Source organism: Variovorax sp. 05L425 (assembly GCF_056397705.1).
Genome location: NZ_JBFTNY010000047.1, coordinates 1 through 12,477, shown reverse-complemented (window position 1 = coordinate 12,477; position 12,477 = coordinate 1). Strand labels below are relative to the sequence as shown.

General features: G+C 61.2%; 12 protein-coding genes and 1 pseudogene. 3 read left to right on the top strand and 10 right to left on the bottom strand.

Annotated features, from left to right (window positions below):
* Positions 1–10: 10 nt before the first annotated feature.
* Positions 11–274 carry a ribbon-helix-helix domain-containing protein gene (locus tag AC1DN9_RS29425; protein ID WP_478105904.1) on the bottom strand — a complete coding sequence of 88 codons (264 nt, stop codon included), beginning with the start codon at positions 272–274 and terminating at the stop codon, positions 11–13.
* 171 nt (positions 275–445) lie between these two features.
* Here AC1DN9_RS29425 and AC1DN9_RS29420 point away from each other — a divergent pair.
* Positions 446–1,605: pseudogene (locus tag AC1DN9_RS29420) on the top strand (IS30 family transposase).
* A gap of 32 nt (positions 1,606–1,637) precedes the next feature.
* On the opposite strand, the gene AC1DN9_RS29415 reads toward AC1DN9_RS29420, so the two are convergent.
* Both AC1DN9_RS29415 and AC1DN9_RS29410 read right to left on the bottom strand, forming a co-directional pair.
* A complete protein-coding gene (locus tag AC1DN9_RS29415) occupies positions 1,638–2,045 on the bottom strand; it encodes a GNAT family N-acetyltransferase (RefSeq protein WP_478105903.1) in 408 nt (135 codons plus the stop codon).
* 126 nt (positions 2,046–2,171) lie between these two features.
* Positions 2,172–2,645 (bottom strand): ASCH domain-containing protein, encoded by a 474-nt coding sequence (locus AC1DN9_RS29410; RefSeq protein ID WP_478105902.1) that lies wholly within the window; start codon positions 2,643–2,645, stop codon positions 2,172–2,174.
* Between the two features lie 129 nt (positions 2,646–2,774).
* Here AC1DN9_RS29410 and AC1DN9_RS29405 point away from each other — a divergent pair, with 129 nt between their 5' ends.
* A complete protein-coding gene (locus tag AC1DN9_RS29405) occupies positions 2,775–3,716 on the top strand; it encodes a class I SAM-dependent methyltransferase (RefSeq protein WP_478105901.1) in 942 nt (313 codons plus the stop codon).
* A 197-nt stretch (positions 3,717–3,913) separates the two neighbouring features.
* Positions 3,914–5,554 (top strand): alkaline phosphatase family protein, encoded by a 1,641-nt coding sequence (locus AC1DN9_RS29400; RefSeq protein ID WP_478105900.1) that lies wholly within the window; start codon positions 3,914–3,916, stop codon positions 5,552–5,554.
* 16 nt (positions 5,555–5,570) lie between these two features.
* On the opposite strand, the gene AC1DN9_RS29395 is transcribed toward AC1DN9_RS29400, so the two are convergent.
* The 7 genes from AC1DN9_RS29395 to AC1DN9_RS29365 form a co-directional block, all read right to left on the bottom strand.
* Complete coding sequence (locus tag AC1DN9_RS29395; protein ID WP_478105906.1) at positions 5,571–6,386, bottom strand: HAD family hydrolase; 816 nt, start codon at positions 6,384–6,386, stop codon at positions 5,571–5,573.
* Positions 6,387–6,522: 136 nt separating this feature from the next.
* Positions 6,523–7,164, bottom strand: a complete 642-nt coding sequence (locus tag AC1DN9_RS29390) for a 2'-5' RNA ligase family protein (RefSeq protein WP_478105899.1) — start codon at positions 7,162–7,164, stop codon at positions 6,523–6,525.
* Between the two features lie 152 nt (positions 7,165–7,316).
* Positions 7,317–9,698 (bottom strand): SdiA-regulated domain-containing protein, encoded by a 2,382-nt coding sequence (locus AC1DN9_RS29385; RefSeq protein WP_478105898.1) that lies wholly within the window; start codon positions 9,696–9,698, stop codon positions 7,317–7,319.
* A gap of 260 nt (positions 9,699–9,958) precedes the next feature.
* Positions 9,959–10,702, bottom strand: coding sequence for a helix-turn-helix domain-containing protein (locus AC1DN9_RS29380; RefSeq protein ID WP_478105905.1), 744 nt, complete (start codon positions 10,700–10,702; stop codon positions 9,959–9,961).
* A 171-nt stretch (positions 10,703–10,873) separates the two neighbouring features.
* Entirely contained in the window at positions 10,874–11,224 is a 351-nt protein-coding gene (locus AC1DN9_RS29375; RefSeq protein ID WP_478105897.1) for a hypothetical protein, read from the bottom strand.
* A complete protein-coding gene (locus tag AC1DN9_RS29370; protein WP_478105896.1) occupies positions 11,221–12,171 on the bottom strand; it encodes a hypothetical protein in 951 nt (316 codons plus the stop codon). Before AC1DN9_RS29370 ends, AC1DN9_RS29375 begins: the two co-directional genes overlap by 4 nt.
* Positions 12,172–12,251: 80 nt before the next feature.
* Positions 12,252–12,477, bottom strand: a 226-nt coding sequence (locus AC1DN9_RS29365) for a hypothetical protein (RefSeq protein ID WP_478105895.1), incomplete at its 5' end; no start/stop codon positions are given.

The window sequence follows — 12,477 nt, the reverse complement described above, 5'->3', positions numbered from 1 at the left end:
GTTTTTGACTTCACCTCTTGCCGCCGTCCCGGCCTGCCTTTTTGCCCGCGGCGCGCACCCTCCCACGCAGACCGTCGAAGTAGGCCTTGTCCGCCTCGGCAGCGGGCGCTGAGCGGCCACCTTGAAGAAGCAGACCCCGCAGTTGAAGCCTCTGTTGGTCCTTGCGGATGAGCTCGCGCACGTATTCACTGCTCGTGCCATAGCCGCGTTCGACCACCTGCTCATCCACGAACGACTTCATGGCGTCCGGCAGGGATACGTTCATCGTGCTCATGACTCAAGCATATGCTGCTTGGCAAAATTTGGCAAGAAACGGGGCCGCGGACTGCTGTCATTGCCGCGGACCCCGAATCGGGTCCTGTCTCGGAACTTCCGGTCTTGGCTGCGGATTCAACCGGTCGATGCAACACACTGAAGACTGCCGTTGGCAGAAGGAGTGTTGCAGATGAAGTATCGAACGCGGACCTACTACACGGACAGCCAGAAGGCTCTTATGTGGGAGCGCTGGAAGCAAGGTCAGACCCTTCACCAGATCGCTGGGTTGTTCGATCGACACCATGGATCGATACGACAGATCCTGGCCGAGACAGGCGGAATCCGGCCGCCAGAGCGTCACCGTTCCAGCCTGGCGCTGACTCTTGCCGAGCGAGAGGAGATCTCGCGCGCTGTGGTAGCTGGCTTTTCGATTCGCGCCATCGCAACGATTCTCGGACGCGCGCCCTCGACAGTCGGCCGCGAGCTCAAGCGCAACGGCGGTCAAGGATGCTATCGAGCAACGCAGGCCGACCAGGCAGCTTGGGACCGGGCCCATCGCCCCAAGAAATGCAAGCTGGCCGAGAACCGTGCCTTGGCGCGCGTCGTGACGGACAAGCTCCAACTGCGGTGGTCGCCGGAGCAGATTGCAGGGTGGCTCAAGCATACTTACCCGTGCGACGAGAGCCACCACGTGTCACACGAGACCATCTATCGCAGCCTGTTCATTCAAGCCCGAGGGGCCTTGAAGAAGGAGCTGTTGCAGCATCTCAGACGCACGCGTGGCATGCGAAGGTCGCGCCATCACACGCAGAAGACAGACATCCACGGAAGAATCGTCGATGCTGTGTCGATCAGCGAGCGCCCGGCCACGGCTGAAGATCGAGCTGTGCCTGGGCACTGGAAGGTGACTTGTTGTTTGGAAGTTCCAACAGCCAGATCGCAACCCTCGTCGAGCGTCAAACACGCTATGTGATGCTGGTGAAGATTGCCGGCAAGGACACGGAGACGGTCGTCAACGCGCTGATCAAGAATGCTCGCAAGCTGCCACAGGAGCTCTACAAATCGCTGACCTGGGACCGTGGATCAGAGATGGCAGGCCACAAGCGCTTCACACTGGCGACCGACATCAGGGTCTACTTCTGCGACCCTCAGAACCCTTGGCAACGCGGAACCAACGAGAACACGAACGGCCTTTTGAGGCAGTACCTTCCCAAGGGCATCGATGTTTCGACCTACTCACAAGCCCAGCTCAATGCGTTGGCCCGGAGGTTGAACGAGAGACCACGGAAGACCCTCGACTTCCAAACACCTGCTGAAATGTTCAGCCAAACCGTTGCATCGACCGGTTGAATCCGCAGCCGCTGACGGCTGTTGGCCGTCCATCAATGGTCTGGGCCCGCATATATCCACATCGGCTCAGTGTGCCCCGCTCGTTCGAAGCCGAGTTGCTTGTAGAACTCGACCGCACGCCCGTCGGCGGTAAGCATCAGTTGATGGAAGTCTCCGTATTTTTCCAGGAGGGTCTGCATCATTTTTCTGCCAATGCCGTGTCCGTGAAGCCTGGGGAGGACCAGCATATGGGGAAAGTAAACGACCAGGTGCCCATCGGAAATCGCGTTGCCGAGTCCAACAAGCTCGCCAGCAACGCGCGCGGTCACGAGCGAGTGGGAGCCCTTCAACGCCGCCAGTAGCTGTACGGGCTTTTCAGCGGATGACCACTCATTTGCTCGATAGAGCTTGAGAACCTCCTCTTCGCCAATCGTGTCGCTGAGGGAAATTTTCACGTCCACATTGGTCTCCTTTGTGCACCACCCGCAGCGGGCGGTGAGAGGTATCAATTCCGCTGCGGTCCTGAGGGTCGGCTCCTGGCCGGTTCAAGGCGGTCGGGGTTTGCCCCTGACTGGAACGAGCTCGATTCATGCGTTGGTTCGGTATACGACTTGGAACTGCTCGCACGCAACAGGCATGGCCAGGCTTGGTTCTCGGCCGACACGTGCGCACTCCCGGCCAAAGTATGCCCAGTGCGCGCGGCGCCAGTATTCCAGCGACCCGTCTCCTTCGCCCTCGATTGCTGCGAATGCGGCGGTGACTTGCTCGAACGGTAGCACCTCGACCTTCACAGTTTCAATGACACAGGTGGGCCTTCCGTCCCAATTGGTGACCACACTGAGGGCGCCGGGCGTGGGCGGGGAGCCGCCCGCGTTTTCGAACGACCAGAGGAGACTGGCAGTGGCCAGCTTGACGCCTGCCAGCACAAGTTCGGCAAGTTCGTTGGCAGTGGCTTCGTTGTCGGCGAAGTGGAATGCCTCAAAGAACCGGTCGGAGCGGTCCTCTCCGACCTCAGCGCAGAAGGCGGCCCAGAACTCGGCGACGTTTGAAGGAATTCGCATGCTCGTAGGCGCCCTCTGCGGATGACTGGAAGCTCGGCCGCATTCTGCACGTCGCGCGAGCAGTCCGCTGGGCCCATTGCAGCCTCACGGTTCGTTGTAAGCTGCCGTTCGCTCGTCTAGTCAGCAACCTTGGAGAGTCTGTTGAACCCATCGACACCCAGCCGCACGGCACTTGCAACCTCCCTCATGCGAGCAGTTCATTCGCGCAACGACCCCCTACCACTCCTGAGCGATACGTGGGGAGATCGCCTTGTCCCGGAATCGACGCAGGCCGCCTTGCTTCAGCGTGCGATGGCGCGCATAGAGGCCACCAAGCCGGGTTTGACACTGGATGGCGTTCAAGGTCTCGACCTCGCTCTTCGATCCAATCCCGCCTACGCGGGCGTGATCCTTCGGTCCCGATACACGGAAGACGCGCTCAAGCAGGCCGTAGCGAGCGGCATCGTTCAATACGTCATCATCGGCGCAGGGTTCGACAGCTTCATCTGCCGGCGCCCTGCATGGGCGGAGGGCGTGACGATCATAGAGGTCGATCATCCGGCGACGCAGCGCCTGAAGCGAGAACGCCTGGCTGCCTGTGGCATTGCCGTCCCCAGTTCCGTGGAATTCGTCGAAGCCGACCTGTCGATGGAGGCATTGGGAACGGCGCTGACAAGATCTTCGTTTCAGGGTGACCGTCTCACCTTTTTTTCTTGGTTGGGCGTCACGACTTACCTAACCCGGGAGGCAAACCTTAAAGCGCTTCGATCAATTGCCGCATGCGCGCCTGCGGGAAGCGAGATGGTCTTCACGTATCTTGACGAGGCTATTCTTGACCCGGACCATGCAGTCGATGACGAGTTTCGCAGACTCAAGAGCAACGTCGCTGCTGCCGGAGAGGCATTTCTATCTGGGTTCGACCCGCGAACCATTAGCGATCTGCTGCTCGAGACCGAGCTACTACTACTCGAGGATCTGGATGGAAACCAAGCCGGTGCTCGCTACGACGCTGCGGGCCTCAACGCCTTTAGGACCTCCAAAGTTGCGCATATCGCCCATGTGCGGCGGATCGACGCTGATTCGCTTGCATAGAACGGGGCAGTGGCTCGCGTAGCGCGATTGGAAAGCGCGAGGTCCCGTCCTCGACCCGAGACCCACGTACGTGGACTACGTGGGCGCTGGGATTGTCAAACGGCGCAACGAAGCTAGTCTTCCGCTCTGCGACCCAGCCAATCGCACCAGAGTGCGCGGCAATGTCTCGGTCGAAATTCATGTCAGCGGGGTGGGCGATGACAACACGGCGCAAGGTGATCGAGATCGTCGGTGCGGCAGCCGCCAGCGTTGCCTTCCCCGAGATCACGCGGGCGGAAGGGTCCAGCAGCGACCGACGCAAGGCGCTCGACCACGTTGTCGTGCTCATGTTCGAGAACCGCTCATTCGACAATCTGCTCGGCCGCCTTTACGCCCCGGGCGAAGTCAAGTCGTTCGAGGGCGTGATCGGCAAGGAGCTCAGCAACCCCATCCCGCAATGGGCCGAGCATGGCGCCGAGCGCAAGGTCGTGCCCTATGGCGTGTCGCCCACGATGAATACGCCGCAGCCGGATCCGGGCGAGGAGTACCCGCACATCAACACCGACCTCTACGGAATCCTGGACCCGAAGAACCGTTTCATGCCGCTGGAGCGCATGGTGGCTCCGTACAACGCGCCGAGTGACCCGAGCCAGCGGCCGACGATGGACGGATTCGTGATGGACTACATCAGCGCCTTCACGGCCGAGATGAAACGGCAGCCCACATACGATGAGTACGCGCAGATCATGACCGGATACACGCCTGAGCAGCTGCCGGTGACGTCGGCGCTGGCGCGTGGATTCGCCGTCTTCGACCATTGGTTCTGCGAGGTGCCGTCGCAGACTTTCACCAACCGCTCGTTCTTCCATGCAGGCACGGCTTCGGGATACGTCGTGAACATGTCGCCGCCCGATTCCTTTCCCGTTCACAACAAGGCAGAGACGCTGTTCGAACGCCTGGAGGCCAAGGGACTGACATGGCGCGTCTACTGCGATTCACCGAGCCCGGCCTCCTTCACCGGACTCATTCACGCCTCACGCTTGCGCAGTCGCTTCGCTACCCACTTCTCGACGGTTGCCGATTTCCTTGAAGACGCCAGAAGAGGCCAACTGCCGACCTATTCGTTCATCGAACCGAACCTCTGGCATGGCCACAATGACATGCACCCGCCGATCTCGGCACTGCTTCACGACCTGCCCTACGATCCACCGTCCTCTCTTCTGGGCGGCGACGCGCTGCTCGCGTCGGTGTACGACGCGGTCCGTTCCTCGTCGTCGTCCAGCGGCTCGAACTACCTCAATACCTTCCTGATGGTCGCATTCGACGAATCGGGTGGCACCTACGACCATGTCCCGCCTCCACCTGCTGTGCCACCGACCCGCACCGCACCAGCCGGCCAGATGGGGTTCAAGTTCGATCGGTCCGGTGCCCGGGTGCCCGCCATCGCGATCTCGGCGTGGATCCCCGAGCGCACCGTGGTCAACGACGAATATCGCCACACCTCGTTGATACAGACTCTGCGGCGGCGCTGGGCGCTTGGGCGCCCTCTCACCGCGCGCGACGCCTCGGCCCGGGACATTGCTCCCGTTCTTTCGCTCGGCAAGCCGAGAGCACCGGATCAATGGCCTGAAGTCGCGCCCCGGCCGGTTCCGAAGTTCGACGTCGCGTTGCTTCCGCCGGATCTGCCTTTGTCCACGCTCGGCAAGGCACTGACGCACAGCATGTTGGCGTTGGAGAAATCCCTGGGGGCCACGGTGCCGACCGTCTCACCCGACGCCACGCTCACTGGCGCAGAGGCCATCGCAATGATTCGCGACGGCGCCTTCAAGCTGTTTCCGGGATTGCAGACCAAGTCCTGATCCACATTGCGGGCTGTCAAGCCGCGAAGACCGTGGCCCAATCGCGCTTCATGCTGACGACCTGCAGTCCATACTCGTCGGCGTGGTCGAGTGCTTCCGCCAGTGGGCTGAGAGCGAAGTCGCGGTCATAGGCGAACTCTCTTTCTGCGTCGTCATGGTGCAGGAGCAATGCCAGGCGCGGCCCTTCACCCGTTTGGGTATACCTGAGCATCGCGAGATCGCCATCGGAATTCCCGAAGGCGAGGATCGGACGCCGACCCACATGGCGGGAAATGCTGTTCACCTTGACCTCGCGGTCGTTGAAGCTTTCCAGTTCGGCCAGCTTGACCAACTCGCCTCGTCCGCCGCGCATCTCGAACCGTGTCTTCATGCTGCTGCCGATCACCTGCTCGCGCGCCACGCCGTAAAGCGATTCGCTGCATGCGCGCATGAGGTCGATGCCGCCGCCGGAGACGACAAAGGTCTTGAACCCGTTCTCGCGAAGGAATTGCAGGAGTTCAATTTGCGGCTGGTAAGCCAATTCCGTGAAGAGGCGGGCGAGCGTCGGATTCCTGGCAGAAGCCAGCCATTGCCGGGCGAGTCGACCAAAATCGTCAACCGTCGTGCCCGAGTGCGCAGTCGCCGCAAGGTGCATCAGGTCCTCCATCCCGAGGGGCGGAGCCTTGCTCATATCGTGCTCGAGAAAGGTCTTGAACGGATCGCGCGTTCGCAAGGAAGGATCCGTTTGCGCCAACTGTTCGAGGCGGCTCCGAGCAAAGAAGAATTGAACCTGGAGGGGGCGCTCGCACCAGAGGGTGCCGTCGTTGTCAAAGGTTGCGATCCGATCGGCCACCGGTACGAAATCGGAGCTGCCCGGCCGGGTGGCCCTTTCGACAAAGTCCACGATCGCAGTGCGCGAAGCACAGTCGTTCCAACTGGAAAGCCTGTTTGAAGTCACGCTCGCTCCTTCATGCCCCCACAGGAGGACTTCAATTCCACGCCTTCAGTTTCCTGGCCGCAGTGCCGAACTGGCCGAGTTGATAGATGGCAGCGCCGGCGAACGAAAAGCTGAACGGCTCGAACGGTTCGGCGAGCATCTCGTCGAGGTACTTGCGCGTCGCAACGCCGGTGCTGACGTGCGGATTGAAGTGTTCACCGGAAGCCTTCGGCACGAACTCTGAAACGTACTGAATGAGCATTGGATCGATGACAGGGTCGTCGGGTGTCGTGACGAACGCGCCTGAGTCGCCGGTCAAGGTCGTGTACGGAGTCACCGCCTCGATCAGCTCGTCCTGTAGCTTGAGGACCTTCGGCGTGGGCTTCGCGACGATGCCAGCCAGCCCGATCTCCTGGCTCGGGATGTAGTAGTACCTGAAGGCCTCCAGTTCGACGTCGCCCAATGGCGTTCGAGCCAGGACCTTTTCGACGGCGGCATACACCTTGTCCAGGTCCGCGGTGCGGACGAACCGCTGCACCAGCGTGACATGCGGCCGGTGGGTCGCGTCGAGCGCGAATCCCTTGGGGAAAACCTGAAGCAGGCGAGCGTTGTTGCCTTCAGCGTGCTCAAGCATCCTGGCGTCTGGTTCGAGCAGGATGTCGATTGCGGTAGCCGGACTCTTTGGGAGGGTCATGTCTTCTACTCCGAGCGCGCAGAGCCGAAGACTAGCCGTCTGAAGACAAGGCGGCAATCCGAGCGCCCACGGCAGTCCACGTACGTGGTCGTGCAATCTCCGGCGCGGTCGGGCGGCTTTTCACCATGCTCAAGCTGCACCGCAGCAGGAACTTACTGTCCCGGAGAACCGATCGACGCAGGTTTGGACGGTTCGGAGATGCCACCGTTCATTCCCACCACTGCCAGAACATAGTTTGGCGCGGACGTTGAAACGGTATCCCATACCGCGGACACCTTCGCATTGCCGCCGACGAAGATGGCGCCGGCATGGTTTCCGGCGGACGCGAGGCTGGCGTCTGCACCCGTGGCCGTTGGAATTGTCTTCAGCGTTCCGTCACCCTGCGCTGCACTGATCGGCGTGCCATAGTTCATCGCGGCCACGACATTGCCGTTTGCGTCATAGATGATCACCGCATCGCCTTTACCCAAACCGATCGGATTCGCCGCGTCGTTGTTGATGTTCAACATCGCAACCACCGGCACCGTGCCAGCAAGCCCCCAGGTTGTGCGGAACACGTTTTCGTCTGTCCCTGGCACCCCCGGAACAACGACCAGATGTTCACCCGGCGCGAGGATCGTACCGGCCACGAATGCGGCACTGTTGTTGGCATCGTTGACGTCGGCGTGACTGTCGCCCCACTTCCAGCCGGTCAGATCGATCGCGGCACTGCCGTAGTTGAAGATTTCAAAGAAGTCCTGACCTCCGTCAGCGTTCGAGTTCACCTCCGTGATCAGCACGGTGGGCGCTGGCGAACCTGCGGCGGCAGTCGTGAAGCTCTGCGTCATACCCGCGTAGAGGTTGCCATACAGGTCAGTGATCACGCCGCTGGCCACTTGTACGGTGTAGCGGGAACTGGCCTGCAAGGGAGTCGTCAAGTTGATGCTCACCCGGCCGCCCGAGAATTTGACTTGCGTCGTATCGTCGATCGAAACATTGCGCGTATCAGAGCCATTGCTGATGACGATATTGCCCGTACCAGCCTGAACGATCTCGTTGAAGGTCAATGTGACGTGACTGCCGGTAATGCCTGTAGCACCATCCACCGGCGCCGTGCTGGTCAATGTCGGGGCGGTCTGGTCCACGGTACCCATCGTTGTGAACGAGAGCGTCGATGCATCGGACACGGCAGCGGTATCGCTACCCGCTGTGGTCTTCACTGCACCCGCTGCATACGTGATGCTGTAGGTGGTGTTGGCAACCATGAAGAACTTCGGATGGATCTTCATGATGCTGCCGTTGAACGTCACCTGCAATGTGTCGGTGACAGGAATCGTGCGTGTATCACCGGCGCCGTTGCTGAGAACGAGATTGCCTGCGCCCGCCTTCACCGCTTGATCGAACGTCAAGTACAGATTGCTGCCAATGCCAACGTTGGAATTGCTGGTGGTCGGCTTGAAAACGGTGAGGCCCGGCAGACTCGGCCCCGCAGCCTGTTCACCGACTGCGTAGAGGGTGCCGTCCGAGCCCATCGTGACGCCCTCGTTCTGGGCGGCGGCACTCATATACAAGCTGCTCAGCACCTTGCCGGTGCGATCCGTCTTGACGATCTTTCCATCGGGTGCGCCGATGATGACGACGTTGTCGTAGTCCGGCGTGGTGCTCGGCACGATATTCGAGAACGAGAACACGTCGTTGAACGCAGAGAGGCCCGTCTTCGCCGCATCGAACAGCACCGGCGGATTGTCCGTGGTCGACAAGATGGGCGTGCCGTCCGACGCCGTCGCGGAACCGCCTGCAAAGTTGATTGCAGCCTGGAAAATATTGGTCGGCTGCGATTGGCGTACCGCGATATAGCCGCCCGTCCGGGTATCGAAAGTAATGCCCTCGATACCGACATTGCCGACCGTCGCGCCCAGTTTGACGGACTGTACGTCTGCTCTGCGAAGCGTTCCACCGGGAACATAAGTGAATAGATCCGCTTGACGCAGACGTTCCTCTACCAAGACGAACTTGCCACCACCGACGTAGGTGATGCCTTCGGTGTCCACGAAATCGCCGGCATTGAGCGTCATCGAATCGAGAACATGACCATCGCTCTTTGCTATCTGCACGACCGAGGTACCGCCATCGCCAACGACAAACAGCGAATCGGTGTCCTTGTCGTAGGTCACGCCGGAAGCTTCCGCGTTCAACAGATTGGTTCCGCTGGTCGCGTACTGAAGAGCGAAGCTTCCCGTCTGCGTGTAGTTGTTCAAGTCATAGGTACTTTGCGGATCGGCAAATGTGAGCACAGGCGTTCTTTCATCAACGGTGCTGTCGCCGCCATCGCCGGGAGTATTGGTGCTATTGCCGGCAGTGCTATTGCCAGCGGTGCCGGAGCTACCGACAAAGGGGATGGTATTTCCGCCACCGCCACCGCATGCGCCAAGACTGGCTGACAGGATCGATGAAATCAGGATTGAGTGAATGCGGGTTGAGCGTGCGGTCTTCACGATGTTGTAAGAGGTTGTGAGATTGACAAAAGCCGCGACGCTATCAATCTTGCATTTCACTTTCGTGACGCACCGATGGCTCCCATCAGATCAAGTCGGAGTCGCTCCGCTCGGCCAACGGGCGGCCCGTCGCTCAAAGACCGTAGCCTGTCGTCGCCGCAGAGCTTCGGGCCCGCCGACCTCCCGACGTCGAATCGATCAACGTCGGCTTTGGAGCAGGTCGGGTGACCGCAAGGGGCCGAACGTGTCGGACTCGAGGGTGCTGCTGTCCACGGCCTTGATGAAGCTGTCGGCCGTCAGGTTGGGGCCGGCCGCGCGTTTCACTGATGCACCGCGAGCCGCCGCGACCCGGCGAGGATGTCGCTGGGTCGCAGGCCATAGACCTGGCGGATCGAGTGGCTGAAGTGGGTCGAATCGGGATAGCCGGTGTCGAGCGCGATGTCCGTCAGCGTGCCCGCCTGACGCACGTGGCGAAGCAGGCTGCGCGCGCGCTTCCAGGCGCGGAAGGCGCGGAAGGTCACGCCGGTCTCCTGCTTGAACAGGTGCAGAAAACGCGAGAAGGACAGCTTCACCGCAGCTGCGCATTCCTCGGCCGAGGTCTGCGCCGCCGGGTCGGCGTTGATGCGATCGACCACGGCGCGGATGCGCGCATCGATCGTTCGCGGCACCAGCAGCTGGTCGAAGAAGAGTTCATCGAATTCGAACCCGTCGAAGCGGCCGCTGTCGGAGGCCGCGAGCAATCGGGCATGCGCGTCGCGGACTCGCTGCACGAAGGCCGGCGCATCCACCGGACCGCAGTGCTGCAGAAAAGCCGGCAAGCGCGAAGGGTCGACCGATTCGGATTCGATCAGCAGATTGAGGACCATCCGATGGTCGGTCGTGACCTGGTGCGGCACCTGCGGCGGAACCACCAGAAGCTCGCCGCTCTGCCATGCCCCGCCGCCGATGCGGATGCGCAGCGGCGCGCCGGTCGGCGACACGTAGATGCCATGGCCGCCCATGCTGCGCTCCGCCGCTGCGCCCAGAAGGCCGGCATAGAACACGCGCTGCGTCGTGAGCCACATGAGGCGCTCGCCGCGGCTGCTGCCGCGCGGCGCGTCCGTCGGTTGACTGCTGGTCAAGATGTGATCCTCCGCTCGGCGACGGCCGGCCCCGTGGCCGGCCTTGCCGTCGACCCATCGTAGCGGCCGATTGACCGCCCGGCATCCACCGGTACGCGAGGACTTTCCCTTAACTCAGTCTTGTGCCCAGCGATGCTTCGGAAGCAAAGGCGCTTTGCACTTTGGGCACTTCTTGGGGAACAGCAGCACGCCCGTCGTCCCTGGCGCGCTGCTGCTAGGAACCGTGCCGCAGCGCGGGCAGCGATAGACGAGGCCGAGATATACGAGCAGCGACAAACCGAAGATCCAAAAGCAAGCAAAAAACCACGGATTGCCATCCATGGATAGCCATCCGGCTGCGAAGCTACCAAAGAAAGGCAACACCCCGCACCACAGGCCCAGCCGGTGCCGCCGTACAAAACGATGGCTTGTTTCCTCGTCGCTGAGCGTTTCGTCTCGTCTCAGGTAGTCGCGCCAACCCATCATTTGCCCTCCCTATAGGCGGGCAACTGCGGCTTGACACTGAACTCGATCAGGTTCGCCTTGATCTCCACTCCCAGCTTGGGGATGACAGGCGCAGTGGTCCAGTTCAAAGAACGCTGGAAATAGCCGCGATTGCCCGTATCGCTCGTGCTGATGCCTACTCCGCCCGAGATTTCAGCGCCAATAAGTCCAATGCCGCCGCCTACTGTCAACGATGGCCCGAATCGGAATTCCCCAGCTTGCTGCGGGTCGTATTCCGCAATTGCCGACGGCTTGTACCCATACACAGGCCCTTTCAGAAGGGCTCCGGAGACAGCGCTGCGGGTGATGTGATAACCGTACCCGACCCCGAGACCTCCCTTGCCGCCAACAATTTGACCGTTGGAGTATTCAAGCTCGACCTCCCCACCAACGCCGACGTAGAGTCCTCCTCCAATACTTCCGCTGAAGCTGCCGATCGCGGCGCCATGCGGGATTCCAGACGAATTCATGCCCATATAGCTCCAGTTGGGGGTGAATGAAGTGTTGAGCGTTGATCCAGGAGTGCTGCCACCGCTCTTGGCGTTGATGCTGATGGCTTGGATCAACGCCGCTTGACCATCGTAGTAAGCCCTGTTTGCAGCTTGCTGGTAGTCATTCGCCTCTGCCTCCATGCCCTTGCTGCGCGCCCATTCAGCAGCATTGGCCAATTGATCCGATTGCTTGGTCAGCATCTTTGCTTGTTCGCTCCAGTCAGCGGCTGCAACCGGACCGGCAACTCGTTCAGCTTGGGCAATTGGAGAACCATCGGCCCCGACTGGAACCAGGCCATCTGGATCCCACTCGTTGTTCGGATCGAAGTCTCGAACGACACGGGAATCGTTTGCGGGCGAGGCCGACGAGTTGGCAGGCCCGATGGCAGAAGTCGTTGGTAGCTCCAGGGGACCATTACCCGCTTGGCGCAAGGCCATGTCCCGGGAGAACGTCAGCTCGTTGGCCCGAAGTCCCCCAAGAGAATCGGTTCGTCCGGCGTCGGCGTAGTCAGCATCCGTCAGCGCCGGCTGGTACTCCGAAGTCCGCGACGGCGGCGCCCCTCGCGACCCAGCATCCCGAAGGGCGAGTACGCCTGGAACTGCCCGAGCACTCCTCGGAAGAACGCCGCAGCCATGGACGGTGCACTCACGATCAGGAGGGTGAGAACCAGCCCCAGCCCGCCCTGCTGCAGCGCCAGCGACGTGATGCCCTCGCCGTCGATACCTCCATCCGATACCTCCATC